At 59.1% G+C, this 18,362-nt stretch carries 14 protein-coding genes and 1 riboswitch; of the genes, 8 read left to right on the top strand and 6 right to left on the bottom strand.

Features of this window, described 5'->3' with window-relative positions:
• Positions 1-356: 356 nt before the first annotated feature.
• The gene (locus tag BBOH_RS01720) at positions 357-2,444 is read right to left on the bottom strand and encodes an FAD-binding protein (protein WP_033520418.1); all 2,088 of its coding nucleotides are present in this window, start codon (positions 2,442-2,444) and stop codon (positions 357-359) included.
• Positions 2,445-2,649: 205 nt separating this feature from the next.
• Here BBOH_RS01720 and BBOH_RS01715 point away from each other — a divergent pair, with 205 nt between their 5' ends.
• Positions 2,650-2,994 (top strand): MGMT family protein, encoded by a 345-nt coding sequence (locus BBOH_RS01715; RefSeq protein WP_033520416.1) that lies wholly within the window; start codon positions 2,650-2,652, stop codon positions 2,992-2,994.
• A 295-nt stretch (positions 2,995-3,289) separates the two neighbouring features.
• Here BBOH_RS01715 and BBOH_RS01710 read toward each other — a convergent pair whose 3' ends face one another.
• The 4 genes from BBOH_RS01710 to BBOH_RS01695 form a co-directional block, all read right to left on the bottom strand.
• Positions 3,290-5,044: a DNA-processing protein DprA gene (locus BBOH_RS01710; RefSeq protein ID WP_052362743.1), complete on the bottom strand. Its 1,755-nt coding sequence runs from the start codon at positions 5,042-5,044 to the stop codon at positions 3,290-3,292.
• Positions 5,041-6,576, bottom strand: a complete 1,536-nt coding sequence (locus BBOH_RS01705) for a YifB family Mg chelatase-like AAA ATPase (protein ID WP_033520414.1) — start codon at positions 6,574-6,576, stop codon at positions 5,041-5,043. The genes BBOH_RS01710 and BBOH_RS01705 overlap by 4 nt, the downstream gene beginning before the upstream one ends.
• Positions 6,576-7,028, bottom strand: coding sequence for a YraN family protein (locus tag BBOH_RS01700; protein ID WP_074428510.1), 453 nt, complete (start codon positions 7,026-7,028; stop codon positions 6,576-6,578). Before BBOH_RS01700 ends, BBOH_RS01705 begins: the two co-directional genes overlap by 1 nt.
• 348 nt (positions 7,029-7,376) lie before the next feature.
• Positions 7,377-8,255, bottom strand: a complete 879-nt coding sequence (locus tag BBOH_RS01695) for a pyridoxamine kinase (protein WP_033520412.1) — start codon at positions 8,253-8,255, stop codon at positions 7,377-7,379.
• Between the two features lie 22 nt (positions 8,256-8,277).
• On the opposite strand from BBOH_RS01695, the gene BBOH_RS08955 reads away from it, so the two are divergent.
• From BBOH_RS08955 to BBOH_RS01665, 6 genes are all read left to right on the top strand, one after another.
• The gene (locus BBOH_RS08955; RefSeq protein WP_152595379.1) at positions 8,278-8,508 is read left to right on the top strand and encodes a hypothetical protein; all 231 of its coding nucleotides are present in this window, start codon (positions 8,278-8,280) and stop codon (positions 8,506-8,508) included.
• Between the two features lie 322 nt (positions 8,509-8,830).
• Positions 8,831-10,150 carry an O-acetylhomoserine aminocarboxypropyltransferase/cysteine synthase family protein gene (locus BBOH_RS01685; protein WP_033520409.1) on the top strand — a complete coding sequence of 440 codons (1,320 nt, stop codon included), beginning with the start codon at positions 8,831-8,833 and terminating at the stop codon, positions 10,148-10,150.
• A 315-nt stretch (positions 10,151-10,465) separates the two neighbouring features.
• Positions 10,466-11,872: an alpha/beta fold hydrolase gene (locus BBOH_RS01680; RefSeq protein ID WP_033520407.1), complete on the top strand. Its 1,407-nt coding sequence runs from the start codon at positions 10,466-10,468 to the stop codon at positions 11,870-11,872.
• A 123-nt stretch (positions 11,873-11,995) separates the two neighbouring features.
• Positions 11,996-12,805: a pyrroline-5-carboxylate reductase gene (gene proC, locus BBOH_RS01675; RefSeq protein ID WP_033520405.1), complete on the top strand. Its 810-nt coding sequence runs from the start codon at positions 11,996-11,998 to the stop codon at positions 12,803-12,805.
• A 267-nt stretch (positions 12,806-13,072) separates the two neighbouring features.
• Entirely contained in the window at positions 13,073-13,723 is a 651-nt protein-coding gene (locus BBOH_RS01670) for a Type 1 glutamine amidotransferase-like domain-containing protein (RefSeq protein ID WP_161786391.1), read from the top strand.
• Positions 13,724-13,907: 184 nt separating this feature from the next.
• Positions 13,908-15,119, top strand: a complete 1,212-nt coding sequence (locus BBOH_RS01665; protein ID WP_044098018.1) for a glycerophosphodiester phosphodiesterase family protein — start codon at positions 13,908-13,910, stop codon at positions 15,117-15,119.
• A gap of 185 nt (positions 15,120-15,304) precedes the next feature.
• On the opposite strand, the gene BBOH_RS01660 is transcribed toward BBOH_RS01665, so the two are convergent.
• Positions 15,305-16,837, bottom strand: a complete 1,533-nt coding sequence (locus tag BBOH_RS01660) for an amino acid permease (RefSeq protein WP_081930255.1) — start codon at positions 16,835-16,837, stop codon at positions 15,305-15,307.
• Between the two features lie 81 nt (positions 16,838-16,918).
• Positions 16,919-17,100, bottom strand: a riboswitch (Lysine riboswitch).
• Between the two features lie 102 nt (positions 17,101-17,202).
• Between BBOH_RS01660 and ychF the strand changes: the two genes are divergently transcribed.
• Positions 17,203-18,291 carry a redox-regulated ATPase YchF gene (gene ychF / locus BBOH_RS01655; RefSeq protein WP_033520403.1) on the top strand — a complete coding sequence of 363 codons (1,089 nt, stop codon included), beginning with the start codon at positions 17,203-17,205 and terminating at the stop codon, positions 18,289-18,291.
• Positions 18,292-18,362: the final 71 nt, after the last annotated feature.

Below are 18,362 nucleotides of genomic sequence, written 5' to 3'. Positions count from 1 at the left end.
GTCTATGTGTCAGTGTGCCACACGCCATGCCCTCAAAGGCGCGGTATGGAAAATCATCGGCTGGGTTCGGTTGGTTGGGCTGGTTAGGTTGATTTGGCCGGGTGGTCGGCCTGAGCGGTTTCGGTCTGGCCGACCACGCGCTCGGCCAGTCCCGGTTTGGTCGGTCTGGTGGCCGTTCCTCAAGAACGATCGGTTGTGAGGCGATTTACCTTGACCCGGTCGTACCCCGAGCGAATTTGCTGCCATGTCCTCCTGTCCTCCTGTTTGCCCGCTTGCATCCGTTGTCGGCTGTCCTCTGATTTCCGTGTGCATTGGGGCAGGTCGTCTGCCGCTCCGATCGTGAGCGGCATCGCATGTCAATACGCGCGGGACCGGGGCGGCATGTCAACGATATGAACCGGTTGCCAATCAACCTCGCCATGTTCGTTGGTCATGGAATGTCGCAGGAACTGCTCGTCGTTTCGAGACGGGAAGTCGGTGCGCGTGAACGCGCCTCGTGATTCGTGGCGTGCCTCCGAAGCGCTGAGCATGGCACGACCCAGCTCGATGAGGTTTTGAGTCTCCCATATCGCCGTAAGCTCCTGATTGAACGCCGCAATGGACGAGTGGCATGTCAATGCGTGCGCTCGCGGAGCGACTGAGTCGGTGATCAGTGTCCGCGCGTGGCGGATGGTGTCGGCATCGCAACGGACGGCGACGGCCCGTTCCATGATGTTTCCAAGTTCGCCTATAAGTCGATAGGGGTTATCGTCTTGCAGCGCACCGTCCGGTGTTGCCGTCGCGGTGGGAGGCGCTGCGGACGTTGCCGAGGATGCCGGGGTCGTCGCCGTTCGCTCGGCTGTGGCGGGGGCCGTGTTAGGGGCGACCAAACCATCCGTGACGTTCTGGGTTCCGGGGTCAACGGCATTGGCTTGTTTGTCGCGGCCGGTCAGCAGCCGGACCACATCCAGTGAACGTGCCCGCGCCGCATTGTGCAGTGGGTCAAGAGACGGGGCCGATGCCCGGGCGTCAAGCCGTGTGGGTATTTCCGTGCCGTTGTGGTCGCTGGGGTGGCGAGTCTGCCCGGAATGATGAGCATGGTCTTCGGCGGTGTCGTTCACCAGCCGTTTGGCGATGGATTGACCGGAACGCGACCCGAACAGGCATGCGTCCAGCAGTGAGTTGCCGCCCAATCGGTTTGCTCCGTGCGCGCTCACGCACGAGCATTCGCCGGCGGCGAAAAGGCCTTCGACGACGTGGCGTGTGCCTTCGTGCCACTGATATACCTCACCATCGAGCGTGATGGGAATGCCGCCCATGGTGTAATGGGCTGTTGGCTTGACGGGCACCCACTGAGTGCTTGGATCGAGTCCGGCGTAGTCGCGTATGGTTTGAGTCACCTGAGGCAGCAACCGTTCCATGCGTTGCGCGCCGATGCCGGTCATGTCAAGCCACACGCAGTCCTTCGGACCGTCCGGGTCTTTGGGGTCGGCTACGCCACGACCGGCGTCCACCTCCGCGATGATCGAGCGGCTTACTACGTCACGAGCGGCTAGATCCTTGTGTTCCGGCGCATAGCGAGCCATGAACGGCTCGCCGTTGGCGTTACGAAGGATGCCGCCCTCGCCGCGGGAGGCTTCCGAAAGCAGGATTCCGGTATGCGCCAATCCGGTTGGGTGGAACTGGACGAACTCCACATCTTCCAGTTCCAGACCAGCTTTGAGGGCCAGAGCCATCCCGTCGCCGGTGAGGTCCCACGAGTTGGAAGTCGTATGGAACAGCCGACCCGCGCCGCCGGTGGCCATCAGAACGTTGTGTGCGGCAATGGCGTGTGTCTTGCCGGTGTGCATGTCGAATGCGACGATGCCGGCAACTTTGTGCGTCCCCTTTCCGGTCTGGTCGATTTGGTCGGTCAACACCAAATCAGTCACATACCACTCTTCGGCGAATCCCACCCCGGACCCCACGCATTGCTGCCACAGTGTGTAGAGGATCTGATGGCCGATGCGGTCCGCGGCATAGGCTGCACGGCGTACCGGTGCCTTACCATATTGCGCGGTATGCCCGCCAAACTTGCGCTGTGCGATATGCCCGTCGTCGGTCCTGGAGAATGCGACGCCGCACCGTTCAAGGTTCACCACGGTCTGTGGCGCATATTGAGCCAAAACGGCGGCCGCGTCCTGATCAACCAGCCAATCGCCGCCCTTGACCGTGTCGTAATAATGCCAATGCCAGTCGTCGTGTTCCACATTGCCCAGACTCGCCGCGATGCCGCCCTCCGCTGAACCGGTGTGACTGCGCAAAGCCTGTAGCTTGGAGATCACCAGCAGTTTTGGTGTACGTCCTTGCGCTTTCAACCGTGCGAATTCCGATGATTCCACCACCGCAAGGGCCGCAGACAGCCCGGCCGCCCCTGCACCGATAATCACCACGTCGTATTTGTCTTCTACAAATTCTGGCTCCATAGTCACGATTCTTGCACAAGCCCTGAAAGAAGCACCGTCGTTTGGTGCTGTTGGATCAGACGTGGTGCGGCGGATGGCATTGCGCTCAATCGGTTTCGAACAAATTGGGCGCAACCGTCACGTGGCTGGTCATGTGCGAGCGGGGCGAGCGCGATCGAAAGGTTCTCTGTCGTTGGATAGGAGTGTGACGTGACATAATGGGAACATGGTCGAATCGTTCAATGCAGCCGTGTATCAAGTGGTGCAACGGATTCCAGCGGGTAAGGTCGCCACTTATGGTCAGGTGGCGGCGCTCGCTGGCAATCCGCATAGCGCCAGATTCGTTGGTTACGCTTTGCATTCCAATCCCAGTCCGGGGGTGATTCCGTGTCATCGCGTCGTGTTTCGTGACGGCTCGCTGGCTCCGGGTTTCGCTTTCGGCGGACCTGATCGGCAGCGCGGGTTGCTGGAGGAGGAGGGAGTGCTGTTTATTCCTCCTGTCTCCGGTCATCGGAATGCGGGCGACCCCGGTTGGTGCGTCGATATGGAGCATTGCCAATGGCAGGCGTGATTGACTGATTGATTGAACGGGAATCGGCTAGGGCATCAAACTCCTTGAGTGTGATGTGCTTGCGCCAGCGGATTCAGACGCGGAGCGATTTGTTGCGGCAAGGCGATGGGATCCGGTCAACTGTTGCGTCGTGTACCAATAGGACTAGGCACCTGTTGCGGCACGACAATGGGCACAAGGGATGATTCGTGTCGCGTCATCGTCCGATCGAGGCATTGCTGGTCGGACTGATGACATGTGTCGGTTGCTGTCTGCATTGTCTCCTGCCCCTCGTGTCGTCTCCTGTTTTTTCGTGTCACCTCCTGTCTTTCGTCGGTTCGATGATTCCCCGAGACGTGGTGATGAAGCCGTCCAACTCCATTTGCCCCAGCATTCCTTCCAGCTTGGCTACTGACCACTGGCTGCCGGTCGGTTCAGAATCTCCATCTGCAGAGGGAGCTTCTCTGTTAAGCGTTTGCAGGAGAGAATCATGGGTTACCGGTATCTTTCTACGTCTGCAATATTGTATTGTTTCAAGTATGTCAAGTTCCGCTTGATTGCAGTCTTTTGAGTTTACAGCTTCTGAGGTCGATTCATCATGCCTGGCCTTTTCAACGGATTCGAGGATGGACGGTGTTCCCGCAACGGTCACGTGTGGCGGTGTCGTTGTGTCTTGGGATTTTTCCAAAACGGTGTCGGGCGATATTGCTTGCTTTTCGTGCGATTTTACCGTCGAATTCTTCGTTGTCTGTTGTCCGCTGCTCTGCAAACTGTTGCCAAGACCATGGGCGATCAGTGGGGCGTGGCGCTTGTGGCAAATCTCGGATGTCATGTTCACCGAATACAGGATCGTTGCCCGTTGCTCCTGGATCAACCAATTGCAGCCGGTGTTGCTGGGGATGTTGATGTTGCCCGGGGCTGCGTAGACCGGCCGACCGAGTTCGGCAGCCCAGTTTGCGGTGTTGAGTGCACCTGAGCGACTGCGGGCCTGCGCCACGACCACTGTGTCCGCTAATGCCGCGATGATGCGATTGCGCAGTAGAAAGCGGCGTGGCTCAGGAATGGTGTCGGGACATAGTTCGCTGATCAGCGCGCCTCCATTTGATGTAATGTGTTGGAATAGTTCGTGATTGCGTTCCGGGCCGATATGATTCAGCCCTCCCGCGAACACGGCTACCGTCCGACCGCTCTCCTCGGATCCCAGTTCGCCCATGGCTTCCAATGCTCCCCAATGTGCTGCCGCATCACCACCTATTGCGCCGCCTGAAATGATGAGGTGGCCTTGTTCGGCCGCTTTTTTGCCCACGGTTCTCGCGACGTATCGTCCATAGTCGTTGACGCCGCGCGAGCCAACCACTGCCAACGGCTTGGCGCAGCTGGTAAGTGCCCGGGGATCGCCGTAACCCCACAGGCATAAGGGTGAGGCCCAGTCTTTTCGGACGGAAAGGTCATCGACCTGATGCGGCCAATAGGGGCTTGTCGGTCCGATGATCCACTGGGTTCCTCCGTTGGTGAACCAGTCGGTCAGTACTTTGGCTTGGCATGTGGGCAAAAGGTGCAAACGATCCCGCCATCTGGCCAGGGCGTTATGGAATGCGTTCATGGCTTGCGGGCCAGCTCGACGGCCCCATCGTGCAGTGCCCGTGGCAAAAGCCTCATCCAGCCGATTCTGGTTTTTGCGGTCGTCAATTCGGCCCGTGATCAGCCTTAACGCATCGGGTGCTGAGCCGGCACCTTTGATTGTGGCGAAAAGGAATGCGTCGGCGCTGTCGATGAGGAATGTAAGCACTGCCCGCGCCAACGTATCCTCGTCGACCATCAGATGGGAGGTGTTGGAATATTGCGCCTGTTTTCTTGTTGTCGTGTATTCGCCCTTGCCTGGCGACCGGGGGTCATGGGCTTGGCGGGTGGCCTCTGCCGTCTTCATGCTGGGCTTGGCTTCCGGCACTGAGTCATGTGCCGCGGATCGAATATGTCGGGCGGTCATTGTCTCTGGACTTGTGGCGGTTGATGCTCCAGGCTCTGCTTTTATCTTGTCGTGCTCCACGCCCTCGTTTTGCCGTATCATCATGCCTCCCTAGTGCGAAGTGCGATGCCCTGCATCATTTCCTCGTGACCAGGGGAGTTTTTCCCCGCCAAGTCGGCGAGCGTCCACGCAACCCGCATAGCGCGGTCCGCCCCTCGCAAGCTCAATCGTCCCTCTTCGAGTGCGCGGTCGATTGAACGTAGAGCGGAGGTTGAGGTGTTGGCGCGCAACCATGTGCCGGATGCCTGTGCGTTGCAAGTCCAATGCTTGTCAAGGAAGCGTTCCTTGGCCGCAAGACGTGCCGTAATGACATTCCGTCGTATTTGTGCGCTAGTTGTTTCGGACGTCGGTGAGGCGGTGGCAATATGTTCCACTGGGGGAACTTCGATTTGGATGTCAATCCGATCGAGGATGGGGCCGGAAAGCCTCGAAAAGTACCGTATTCTGTCTTTCTCCCGACAGGTGCATCGTTCGGCGGTTCCATATCCATACCCGCAAGGGCATGGGTTGGAGGCCATCACCAGCTGAAAACGTGCAGGGTAGTATGTTGTGCCTTTCGATCGCGACAGCGAGACATACCCTGATTCCAGAGGTTCGCGCAAAGTCTGCAGGGCGCGTGGCGAAAACTCGGGTGCCTCGTCCATGAACAGTACCCCGCAGTGCGCTCTGGTGATGGCCCCGGGTTTGGCGACCCCCGAACCGCCGCCGACCAATGCCGCTGTGGAGGCGGTGTGATGAGGAGCCTCAAACGGCGGTATGTCGCTGATGCCATAGCTTGGCAATGTGCCGCACAACGAGCGGATGGAAGCAACTTCAAGTTGTTCTTCCTCGTTCAATGGGCTCATGATGCCCGGCATGCGTGAGGCGAGCATGGTTTTGCCGCTACCGGGCGGACCCGTCATCAGAAGGTGGTGTCCGCCTGCGGCGGCCACCTGCAATGCCCATTTCGTGCGTTCCTGACCGATCACTTCGGCCATATCGCCGCCGGTGGTCGCAGTCCACGCCTCTTCGTTTTGTCCGGTGCAGTCCACGGGCGACTTGGTGTCGTCTATTGAATAATGCGATGTGCCGCCCGTCATTTCGATCAACTCGCCCAAATGCCGTATGCCAATTACATCCAGCCCGTCCACCAGTTTCGCCTCCTCCAAGTTGGCCTGCGGCACGATCAGGCGATGGATGCCGTGTTCGTGTGCGTACAGACAGATGGGCAGCACGCCGTTGACTGGCAGCACCGAGCCATCGAGGTTAAGCTCACCCAGCACCACCGTTTCGGCCAAACAATCCTTGCCGATGGCACCGGCCGCTCCCAAGACGCTCACCGCAATCGCTAGGTCGTGAGAGGCTCCGCGTTTGGGCATGGAAGCCGGTGAAAGGTTCACCGTCACGCGAGTTTGCGGCCAGGAGAACCCGCTGGCTTGGCAGGCTGATTTCACGCGTTCACGTGCTTCGCTCAGTGACGCGTCGGGCAGTCCGATAATCGAAAAATATGGCAGCCCCTGCGAAACGAACGCCTGCATCTGTATGACAAATGCTTTGAGGCCTACCAAACCTACGGAAAGTGAAGTGCCGATGACCATCAGAACGCCCCCTTGATGTGATTGACGAACAGATCCCGGCCTTCCACGAGTATCGCCACCACATCGAACCGTATGCCGGTGCGTGGTGTCGAACGTCCGGGGCCTGCAAGCCACAGTGCGGCAGCGTGGCGCAGGTGCGCCTGTTTGCGGGCACTCACGGCTTCTTGACCGGGTCCATACCGTCGGGTGTGGCGTGTTTTAACCTCCACGAACACCACGACCTGCTCGGGGGTCAGCATGATGACGTCGAGCTCGCCGTAGCGTGTATGCCAGTTTCGGGCGAGTGTGCACCATCCAAGCTGTTCCAGCCACCGTGCGGCGTAGGATTCGCCGGCCATGCCCAGTTCGCGCGAATTCAGGTCGGACCCGACAAGCCGCTGTTCAAGACGGGTCAAGGTATCGGTGTGATGTTGTGCATATTCGGTGCTGTCGAAGTCGATGATCGTTTCCATGTCTTCAACTACAGCATTGGGATGCAGGATCGCCAACTCAAAACAGGCAATGTGCATAACCGAATTGCATTTTCGAAATCTTCGGCGTTTCTGTTGATAACTTCGTGATCGACTCGGTCGGTTGTGAATAACGCGGTGGTTTGCCGTTCAATCCGTTCACAACTGCATCCACAATTGTGGCGAATGGCGTAAAACGTCTGAATAAAAGAGCGGGCGAACGAATCGATGCGATGTTTCAGCGTGCATGATCAGTTGAATATCTTGAGCCAGACCTGTCCACAAGCCGCATAAAAAGGTGCGAAACGGTAATGTCCCCAACCGAATAGCGCTTGTTCAGATTGCGAGAGGCTACTTCTGCGCCAGTCCGGTCAGCTCGCCCAAGTTGAGTTCGAAACTTACGCCACGCTTTTGAAAATCCGGCTGGTGTCGCGTGGATTCCATCGCGTGCCGCACGAACTCGCCGGCGATTCGAGCCGCTTGAGCCAAATTCCTGCCTGCCATCACCGCACCGCACAACGCCGCAGCGAAGGCATCGCCGGTGCCATGGATCATATATGGCAACTTGTCGTGAACCAGCTCGATGCGCGAGGCCGCGCCGGCCTGAGCGTTGCCCACGAAGTTACGGATCTTGCCGTCGGCGCGGTCGATGCCCTTGAGCACCACGTTCTTTGCTCCCAGGTCCAGCAGCGTTCCAACCCATTCGGTGGCTTCGCTGTCGGTCAGGCCGCGTCCGGGGTAGTCCCGCCCAGTCAACAGGCTCGCCTCGGTCAGGTTCGGCATCAAAACGTCAGCCCCGTCCGCCAACGTCCTGACGGCTTGGCACATCTGCTTGGTGTATGTGGGATACATCGCTCCGGCGTCGCCCATCACCGGGTCCACCAGCCGCAGCGCCTTGGGATATTCGCGGTACAAGCGTTTAATTAACTCCACCTGCTCTGCCGAACCGAGAAAACCGGAGTAAATGCCGTCGAGTTTGACGCCGATTTTGCCCCAAGCGTCGAGATAAGCCGGCAACATGTCGGTCGTGTCTTGGAAGGTGTACACAGGAAACTTGGTGTGCGCTGAAAACAGAGCCGTGGGCACCGGGCATACGTCACAGCCTGCCGCCGAGAGGATGGGGATGGCCGCTGTCAGTGAACACTTGCCGTAGCCGCACATGTCATGGACCGCGGCAACTCGGGGAATGTATTCCGGGTTGCGCTGATAGAGTATCGTTTCCTGTTGCATTTCATGACCTTTCAGAAAGTCTATGAATAATATGATGTCGTGCGCCGATCCTGATAAGCCTCGCTTCGTCAACACCAACTTTAGCTATGTCGGCGACAAAGTGCCGGATCTCCGTCGTTCGGCTGTTGGCGCGCTCGTCTACAGGCGTGGTGGATTTCGATGGATTTTTGTCGGTGCGCCTGCGGCCCTGACTTGCGCGTTTGTGATGCTCTTAGCGATGCGTTGGAAGATTCGTGTCGCGGATTGTCAGTGAAGTCTTGGGTGGTTGGGCGGTTGGTTTGGTACCGTGTAGTGACTGATCATGAACGGCGCTTGAGAGAGTGTTTGTGGCGTGCTTCGTGGTGTTCACTGTTGTCCGGGCAGTTGTCGGCAGGTCTTGATTCATTCAAATTCGTCTAGATTCCAACGGGTTGCAATCGGTTATAGATAACGTCGATAGCCTTTCGGCAGTGTCGCGTTCGGTGACGGTTTAAAGTGCCTGTAACAGTATCGGCAGACTGATTGAAGCAACCGCCATGCGTTCCTTAAGACATTGCACGAACGCGAAACCGCCGTTTTCAAGGAGACCTAACCCCATGACTGAAACCACCTCGAAACAGTATCATTTTGAGACACAGCAATTGCATGTGGGGCAGGAGCGGGCCGATCCGGCCACGGACGCCCGTGCCGTGCCGATTTACGCCACCACCAGTTATGTTTTTCATGATTTTGACCATGCCGCGGCGCGCTTCGCTCTTGAAGACCCGGGCAACATCTACGGGCGTCTGACCAACTCCACCGAGGACGTCTTCGAACGACGTATGGCCGCGCTCGAAAACGGTACGGGGGCGCTGGCGCTTGCCAGCGGAGCCGCGGCCGTCGAGGCCGCGATCCGCAACATCACGCAGACCGGCGACCACATCGTCTCATCGTCGCACATATACGGCGGCACCTTCAATCTGCTGCAGCACACTTTCCCTCGTGACGGCATCACGACCACCTTCGTGGACCCCGCCGATCCGAGGAACTTCGAAGACGCCATTCAGGAGAACACGAAGCTTATTTATTTCGAGACGTTTGGCAACCCGAACGCCGACCTGGTAGATTTCGAAGCCATCGCCGAAATCGCGCATGCCCACAACCTGCCGGTTTTCGTGGACAACACCTTCGCTACCCCGTACCTGTTCCGTCCGCTTGAGCATGGCGCGGATATCGTGGTCGAATCCGCCACCAAGTTCATCGGCGGACACGGCACCACGCTCGGTGGCGTAATCGTGGAGGGAGGCAACTTCAACTGGGCCACAGTGCCGGGCAAGTTCCCGACCCTGACCAAGCCTGACCCCTCCTACCACGGCATGAACTTCTACGAGGCGCTTGGCGGCACGGCCTTCGTCACCCGCGCGCGTGCCATCTGGCTGCGCGACACCGGCGCCTGCATCAGCCCGTTCGCCGCGTGGCTGCTGCTGCAAGGCACCGAAACGCTGTCTTTGCGCGTCGAACGTCACGTTGAAAATGCGCTGAAGGTGGTCGAATACCTCCGGACCGTACCTGAGGTCGAATCCGTCTCGCACCCTTCGATTCCCGGCCGGCCGGACCATGAGCTCTACGAGCGCTATTTCCCGAACGGCGCCGGTTCGATTTTCACTTTCGACATCAAGGGCGGCAAGGACGCGGCACGCGTGTTCATCAACAACCTTCACCTGTTCAGCCTGCTCGCCAACGTCGCGGATGTGAAGAGCCTGGTGGTGCACCCCGCATCCACGACTCACGCCCAGGAAACCGCCGAAGAGCTGGAGAGCCAGGGAATTCATCCCGGCACCATCCGCCTTTCGATCGGCACCGAGCACATCGACGACATTCTCGACGATCTCAAAGGCGCCTTCGATGCGGTCCGCGCGTCGGGCTTGGCGAAGTAACCCGGTCCTGCTGCGAAGGGGTCTTGCTCCGGTTTCGCCGTAACCGTTAACAGACCGAACCTGACGTAGTGTCAGGTTCCGTTTCTTCATGGTCCGGGCCGCGTGAGTTCCATCATTGTGATGTAACGGAATCTGAGGGTGCATCAGATTCCTTTGATGACAGTATGATTTCAACGGATTGATGGTGGAATTCGCTCTTGACTCGCCGTACGGTGCCGACGTGGGCGTAAAAAGCGGTGCATGCGCGATTCACCGTCGGGCCGCTGCTGCCTCATGTTTGGTACAGTTGGCCAGGAAACGAAAAGGGAGGTCGCGATGGCGTTGCTGGCGAGATATTACGTTCCGGGGTTGGCGGTGGAGGATCGCTCGATCAATGTGCCGCTCGATTGGCGTGGCAACAGGCCGGGCGAAGGGTTTGAGGGGCCGAGTCTGAGTCTGTTCTATCGCATCGTCGCCGCGCCGGAACGTGTTCACGACGACATGCCGCTGCTGGTCTTTTTGCAGGGCGGACCGGGTGGGGCCGGGCCGCGGCCATTGAACCCGTCAAGTGACGGATGGATGGCGGAGGCCATCAAGCATTTTCGCGTCATCCTGCCCGATCAACGCGGCACCGGACGTTCCTCCTGCGTCGATTCCAACGTGATGCGCCGTCTTGAACCTCAAGGGGCGCAGACTCAGGCGGATTACCTCAAGCGTTTTCTCGCCGGGTCGATCGTGCGAGACTTCGAACATCTGCGCCGTACCGAGTTCGGTGGACGGCGTTGGGTGACGTTGGGCCAGAGCTATGGCGGTTTCCTGACCCTTTCCTATCTGTCGTTGTTCCCGCAAGGGGTCGCCGCGAGCTTCACCACCGGCGGCATCCCGCACGTCCCGGCCGATGCCACTGAGGTCTACGAGCACACGTTCCCGCGTATGGTCACCAAGACTGAGCAATATTATCAGCGATATCCTTTGGATGCCCAGCGTGTGGCAATCATTGCGGACAAGCTGTCCGAGGTCGCCGATTTTCGGGATTCCGACAGTGTGTGCGTAACGGCGGCAAAGTCGACTTTTAACGGCATCCCCGCCCTGCCCAACGGCGACCTGCTGACCGTTGAGCGGTTGCAGACCCTCGGAGGAAATTTCGGCATGAAACCCAGCTTCGAACGTCTGCATTGGATTGTGGACTCGGCCTTTGCGGACGGTGACGGTTCAGCATGCCCCGATTCGCCGCTTTCCGACACATTCCTGGCCTCGGTGATGAACGCGACCGCATCGAACCCCCTGTACTGGCCGCTTCAGGAGTTCATTTACGCCGACGGCGAGCTTGAGCGCCCCATAGCATGGGCGGCGCAGCGTGTGCGCGACAGCCGTCCCGAGTTTGCTCCCAGTCATAGGCCGTTGATGTTCACTGGTGAGGCGATGTTCCCTTGGATGTTCCGGCAGGAGAAGGCTTTGCAACCGTTCCGGCCCGCCATGGACGTGCTGATGGCCGACACCCGTTTCGACAAGATCTATGACGCCGAGCAGCTCAAGCGTAACGAGGTGCCGTTGGAGGCCGGCGTCTATTTCGACGACATGTACGTTGACTCCGGGATGCAGCTGGACACCCTTTCACGCGTGGGCAACTCGCACTATTGGGTCACCAACGAGTTCGAACATGACGGACTGCACGGCGACAAGGTCTTCGGCCATCTCTACCGCGAGGCACTTGACCGCGGCGATTTGGCGGATCTGATATGACAGGTTTCGCCGCAGTGAGAACATGATGGTGGTGACGCCGGTGTTGGGGCGCCCTCCAGTATCTCTCATGTTACGAAAACCGGGGGTACAATCAAAACGTCGACATCGTATAAGGAGTACTTCATGACGCAGGACATCAGCGGAATCACCATCGGATTCATCGGGTTCGGCAATATGGCGCAGGGCATCGCCAAAGGGCTGATAAACAAGTCGGTGATCGCCGGCGAGCAGATCGTGGCCAACTCCGGGCATTTCGAGAAAGTGGAGCGCGACTGCGCCGCCATCGGAGCCAAAGCCACCCATAACGCCAAAGAGACGGTCTCCGAGGCCGATGTGATCGTCGTGGCCGTCAAACCCGGGGTCATCGAGGCCGCCTTGGCCGATGTGATCGAGGATCTGCAGGGCGACAATAAGTTCGTCGTCTCCATCGCGGCCGGGCGCACGCTCGACTACTACCGGAATCTCCTGGGCGAGCAGGCACACGTGCAATGCGTTATTCCGAATACGCCGGTCGAGGTCGGCCAAGGCGTATTCGTCACTGAAAACGCCAATACGTTGACCGACGACCAGCGTGCCACCTTCGAAGCGTTGTTCTCGCCAGTCGCTCTGATCGAACGCGTGGACACCAACCTTATGGACATCGGCTCATCGGTCGCCGGCTGCGCACCCGCCTTCACCGCAATATACATCGAGGCGCTCGCGGACGCCGGTGTGAAATATGGCCTTCAGCGCGAGACCGCCTACCGCCTGGCCGCAAAGATGATCGAAGGTGTCGGTGCGCTGTATCTGGACACCGGCACGAATCCCGGGGCCATGAAGGATGCGGTGTGCTCGCCCGGCGGCACCACCATCAAAGGCGTCGCCGAACTTGAGAAGCAGGGCTTCCGCGGAGCCGTAATCAGCGGGGTCGAGGCCATTCAGACAGGAAGATAACTCGATTACGGCCACTGCCGACCAGCGTTGTCTCGACACCGTCAGGGCGCGGCGGTGACGGGAGATTTGAGTTCATATCAAGTTCGGATATGGTGTTCCGGGCATGGCCGCTGTTCCGCGAACACGAATCACCGTAAGATAGACGGTCATGTTGCCCGCTTGACATTTGCCTAGACGTGGGGATCGTGCATGTCTTAGCGTTTTTGACGTATGATATGGGTAGCAAAAGTGCAATTGTTAGGGAGGTGGCCGTTGCACAGGTTGGTGTTGGCATCCAGACCGATGCCGGCGCTCACGGCTTTGCGATCCGTGACGGCCGGCGCCTCCAATCAGGCCGGCCTTTTGCCTCAGGACCCTCTATCCGGCCTGCGCGTAGCCTATATTCCCAACGCGAACGACCATGACCCCAGCCGCCATTTTCGTAAACTGATCCTTGGCGCTCTTCGACGGGCAGGTCTTAAGGTGCGCGTCCTAGATCTCGCCCATACCGGCCGTGACATGATTGCTCGTGTGCTTGAGGAATGTGAGGTCATCTGGGTCGGTGGCGGCAACTCGTTCTACCTGCTTCAGGAATTGCGCCGTTCCGGCGCAGGTCAGCTCATCGCCCGGTTGGTGGATCATGGCAAGCCATATGTCGGCGTTTCTGCCGGAGCCGTTGTCGCTGCGCCTGATATCGCGTACATTGAACCAATGGATTCGCGAGAAATGGCACCCGAGCTTCAGGACACCAAGGGCCTGGCACTGACTGGAATGCGCATTATTCCCCATCTTGGCAACGCGATGATGGGCAAGGCCGCCAAGGCGATCAGGGACAAGGCCGCCAAGGAGTCGGGGCCGTCCATGACGCACGCCGTGAGCGATATGGAGGCTTTGATCGTCAAGGACGATGAGATTCGCCGTCTGAATCAACGCGATTAAGCTTTCTGGTGACAGCCCAACCTTTCTCGGTTCATGACGAGGTGCAGGTTCGTCTCTCGCATACCACGTTCGCCGGTTTTCGGTGAATCTTCGTCTACGGCTGAGGCGACCCATGAATGTCGCGTTTCTTCGGTTGGGGCTACGATGGAACCTCGGGAAGCGGTTCTTACGGATAGGAGGGGCAATGGCGTCACGACAAGCCAAGGCCGATGGTCGTCACCATTTATTCAAGTTCGTATTGCGTACCGGATTGCTCGCTGTGGGAGCGGCCGCTTGGGTCGTGAGCCCTCGTTTGGCCGGCACCCGCAGACGTGACGGGGTGTCGGCCGTGCCGGATGTCTGGTATGCACATCGAGGGTTGCATGATGCAGGTTCGGGGCTGACTGCAAAGTATGCGGAAGGTTCGGCTGAATATGTGGCGCTCGCGCGCCGTATGGCGCGTAAGGCGGGCTATGGTGCCGCGGTGCCTGAGGGCACCGAAGACCCGATGGGCCCGGTGATCGCTCCGGAAAACTCCCTGCCCGCTTTTGCCGCCGCATGTGAGGCTGGTTTCGGCATCGAGCTCGATGTGCGGTTGACTGCGGACAACAAGGTGGTGGTGGCGCATGATTCCACTCTTGCAAGAGTGGCCGGCGACCGCCGTCGCATCGCCGATCTGACATATGACGATTTGTGTCTTATTCCGTTGTTTCCGGCGCCTTGCAAGGCCGGCGATGTCAAAGTGCCGGTCGGCGGGGTTGTCGTGGATTCAAAGGCGGCGCAGGACAAGACCGTGACGGGTGATGCCGCTGCCACGGCGGGTCGTCAAGAGGGCGCAGGCTCGGCAAGGCGTTCGAGTCTGCAAGCGGACTGCGTTCATGTCCCCTTGTTCGCCGACGTGCTCGAGTTGGTGGCCGGCCGCGTTCCGATTATCGTGGAATACAAAATCGATCATCAGGGGTGGGACGCCCGCGACCGTGAGTTGATGGAGCGTGGCGACACGCTGTTGCGCGACTATGAACAACGGTACGGCGGCCCTTACGTGGTTGAGTCGTTCAGCCCCATGGCGATGCGCTGGTACCGCAACGCGCACCCGCAGGTCGCCCGTGGTCAGCTGGCGGGCGCCGCGCCGTTCAAACCGGTTCTCGACCATGGTGGCGGTAGGGCGTCGGTGGACTCGGCGCGTGCCTGGCTTGCCGGGCTGCTTGCCTTCGACTGGCTTTCCCGCCCTGACTTCATCGCTTACAACTGGCATGGCGGAGATTCGTTGCCGGTGCACTTGGCGCGACGATTCGGAGCCACGCCCGTGTCGTGGACGGTGCGTAGCCCCGATGAGCTCGAGCAGTGCGAGGCTGATTTCGATCGTCACATCTTTGAAGCGTTTGTGCCGTCGCAAGCGCGCCTGGAACAGAGCTAAATCGGAGACGGGGCTGGGTTCGGCCTAGAAGAGCAAGGATGACAGTCGCTTTGGCAACACCAAGGAGGCGAGGTCGTCGAGATGAGCCCGGCTGTGTTTTCGCCTGAGGACGCAGTCAGCTGATTAATGCAACGGTTTTAGGCGGAACCGAAGTGCCACCGCCCGATTCGGTAACCGGTGCCTCGTCATTGCCTGAGTGTGTTCGAAGGCGACACATCGATTTCATCAAGCGGAATGATGTGGGTGTGGTGTTTGAACTTATAGCCTAAGTAGAGAACCAGCACCAGCGGAATGTCGATGTAGGTGATGCCGATCTGACCCCAGTCCCAGTTGACGAAGGCGTCGATGTTCTGCCCGGCGATTACCACCACGCATAGGACCAGCGCAACGATTGGCCCGAAGGGGAAGAGTTTGGCGTGGTACTTGAGCTCCGAAAGCTTGTGGCCCTGGTGCACGAACGCGCGACGGAAGCGGTAGTGGCTTAGGGCGATGCCGGCCCAGGCCACGAAGCCGGTGAGTCCCGAGGCCGCCACCAGCCACATGTAAACCGTCTGCCCAAAGATCGATGCCGCGAATGCCGCCAATGAAATGATGCTGGTGACGATGAGGGCGGCTAGCGGTATTCCATGCTTGGTCGTCTTCCTGAACATTTTCGGGGCGTCGCCGTCGACCGCCAAGGAGTAAAGCATGCGTGTGGATGCGTACACGCCGGAGTTCGCCGAGGAGAGCACCGCCGTAAGCACGATGGCGTTCATCAGGCTCGCCGCGAACGCCAATCCGGCGCGGCGAAGCACCAGAGTGAAAGGCGACATGGCTATGTTGCCCCCAGCCGACGCCAGAAGGTTCCTGCTGTCATAGGGGATAAGCGCAGCAATCACGAAAATCGACAGCACGTAGAACAGCAGAATACGCCAGAAGACGCTGTTGATTGCCTTGGGTACGGCATGTTCCGGATCCTCGGATTCACCGGCCGTCACCCCAATCAGTTCGGTGCCTTGGAACGAGAAGCCTGCCACAAGGAACATGTTCAGGATGGCGGCGAATCCGCCCACGAACGGGGCTTGTTTATATGTGAAATTGCTCAGGCCGGCGGCTGGTCGGAACAAAATGCCGAGGATCATCATGAAGCCCAGGATCAGGAACACGATGACAGTGATGATCTTCACCAACGAAAGCCAATACTCCGTCTCTCCGAACGCCGAGACACTCAGGGCGTTGATTGAGAAAATGACCACAAGCACCGCTAGGCTCCATACCCAACCGGGGGTCTCGGGGAGCCAGTATTGGATAAGCAGGGCGGCGGTGGAAATGTCGACGGCCACGGTGATGGCCCAGTTGAACCAGTAATTCCAACCCATCGCGAAGCCGAGCGCGGGATCTACGTATTTTCCGTTGTAAACGGCGAACGATCCTGAAACCGGTTGGTTGGTGGCGAGCTCGCCGAGGCTGGTCATCAAAAAATAGACCATGACCCCCATGGCGATATAGGCCACGAGCGCCCCGCCGGGGCCGGCCTTGGAGATGGTCGAGCCGGAGGTCATGAACAGACCCGTCCCGATGCACCCACCCAAAGCGATCATGGAGATATGCCGGGTCTTGAGCCTACGCTTCACCCCGCCGGTGTTGTCCGGAACAGGATCGGGGTTCGTGCCGTTGTGGTCCGAGGCTTGCGGTGTCTTAAGTCCCGCGGCGCGGGCATGTCTGTTTTCTGCCGGCATGGCTTTCCCTCCGTCACATAGAGGTTCTGACGTCGGCGTCAGGCGCTCTGCTTTCGCTTTTGCTGGAAGCGACCATGAACATCTTATCGTCAGCGCTCCGCGGCCGGCTGGCCGCGACAGTCGCGAACCTGTTCGCCCCGCGCCCAACCTCCGACGGTGCACGGGCGTCGGGGATTTCGGCTGGATCCCCTTTCGCGGGCGGTCGCAGGCTCCGTTTCGCCTCGCGTCCGATACTGATGAATCCAGCGACCTCTTCGGTAATGATTGATTAGCGACAACTGTAACGGCTTTTCAAGACAAAGCGTAAAGGGGTACGCGATTGCTGGCATTGTCGGCTTAGTCCAGCAAACCTTTAGACTTGAGGTATGTCTTTAACAATCGGAATCGTCGGACTGCCCAACGTCGGCAAATCCACCATGTTCAACGCCCTGACCCGCAACAACGTGCTTGCGGAGAACTACCCCTTCGCCACCATCGAGCCGAACACGGGCATCGTGCCTCTGCCGGACAAACGCCTGCCTGTGCTGGCCGATTTGGTCCACACCGAGAAAATCGTGCCCGCCACGGTGACCTTCGTCGATATCGCCGGCATCGTCAAGGGTGCCTCGGAGGGTGAGGGCTTGGGCAACAAGTTCCTCGCCAACATTCGTGAAGCGGACGCGATCTGCGAGGTCGTGCGCGCATTCAACGACGACGACATCGTGCACGTCAACGGCAAGATTGACCCGGCCGACGACATCGAGACCATAAACACCGAGCTGATGCTCGCGGATCTGCAGACCATCGAGAACGCGCTGCCGAAGCTCGAGAAGGACCTGCGCGGCAAGAAGGTCGACGCCGGCTACGTTGATGCGGTCAGGAAGGCGCAGAGCATCCTCGAGGCGGGTGAGACCATCGACCACGCTGCGGCCGCCGGCAAGATAGACAAGGCCGACGTTTATGATCTGCATCTGATGACCGCCAAGCCGTTTATCTACGTGTTCAATGTGGATGACAACGAGCTGGCGGATGAGGAGATGAAGAAGCGGCTTGCGGACTCCGTGGCACCCGCGCAGTCGATCTTCCTCAACGCTCAGTTCGAGTCGGACCTTACCGATCTCGATGAGAACGACGCCCGAGAGATGCTGGCTGACGCCGGGCTGGAAGAATCCGGGCTTGACCAGCTGGCGCGAGTCGGCTTCGACGTGCTGGGGTTGCAGACGTTCCTGACCGCCGGTGTCAAGGAGGTGCGTGCGTGGCAGATTCATCAGGGGTGGACCGCCCCGCAGGCCGCCGGAGTCATCCACAGCGATTTCGAGCGTGGCTTCATCAAGGCCGATATCGTCTCCTACGATGATTTCGTGGCCGCCAAGGGTTCCATGACCGAAATCAAGGAGGAGGGCAAGTTGCGCCAGGAGGGTCGCGACTACGTGATGCAGGACGGCGACATCGTCGAGTTCAAGTTCAATGTGTGAGGTTTCCATTCGTTCTTTCTAATGAGAGTGGTTGCGTTATTCCATGCACGACCACTCTCATTTGCATTTGC

The organism is Bifidobacterium bohemicum DSM 22767 (genome assembly GCF_000741525.1).
GTDB classification, from domain to species: domain Bacteria; phylum Actinomycetota; class Actinomycetes; order Actinomycetales; family Bifidobacteriaceae; genus Bifidobacterium; species Bifidobacterium bohemicum.
This window is presented reverse-complemented; position numbering and strand designations above follow the sequence as displayed.

Coding starts and splice junctions, on each gene's coding strand:
- BBOH_RS01720 (WP_033520418.1), bottom strand. CDS start 2,444: ATGGAGCCAGAATTTGTAGAAGACAAATACGACGTGGTGATTATCGGT.
- BBOH_RS01715 (WP_033520416.1), top strand. CDS start 2,650: ATGGTCGAATCGTTCAATGCAGCCGTGTATCAAGTGGTGCAACGGATT.
- BBOH_RS01710 (WP_052362743.1), bottom strand. CDS start 5,044: ATGATGATACGGCAAAACGAGGGCGTGGAGCACGACAAGATAAAAGCA.
- BBOH_RS01705 (WP_033520414.1), bottom strand. CDS start 6,576: ATGGTCATCGGCACTTCACTTTCCGTAGGTTTGGTAGGCCTCAAAGCA.
- BBOH_RS01700 (WP_074428510.1), bottom strand. CDS start 7,028: ATGGAAACGATCATCGACTTCGACAGCACCGAATATGCACAACATCAC.
- BBOH_RS01695 (WP_033520412.1), bottom strand. CDS start 8,255: ATGCAACAGGAAACGATACTCTATCAGCGCAACCCGGAATACATTCCC.
- BBOH_RS08955 (WP_152595379.1), top strand. CDS start 8,278: ATGAATAATATGATGTCGTGCGCCGATCCTGATAAGCCTCGCTTCGTC.
- BBOH_RS01685 (WP_033520409.1), top strand. CDS start 8,831: ATGACTGAAACCACCTCGAAACAGTATCATTTTGAGACACAGCAATTG.
- BBOH_RS01680 (WP_033520407.1), top strand. CDS start 10,466: ATGGCGTTGCTGGCGAGATATTACGTTCCGGGGTTGGCGGTGGAGGAT.
- proC (WP_033520405.1), top strand. CDS start 11,996: ATGACGCAGGACATCAGCGGAATCACCATCGGATTCATCGGGTTCGGC.
- BBOH_RS01665 (WP_044098018.1), top strand. CDS start 13,908: ATGGCGTCACGACAAGCCAAGGCCGATGGTCGTCACCATTTATTCAAG.
- BBOH_RS01660 (WP_081930255.1), bottom strand. CDS start 16,837: ATGCCGGCAGAAAACAGACATGCCCGCGCCGCGGGACTTAAGACACCG.
- ychF (WP_033520403.1), top strand. CDS start 17,203: ATGTCTTTAACAATCGGAATCGTCGGACTGCCCAACGTCGGCAAATCC.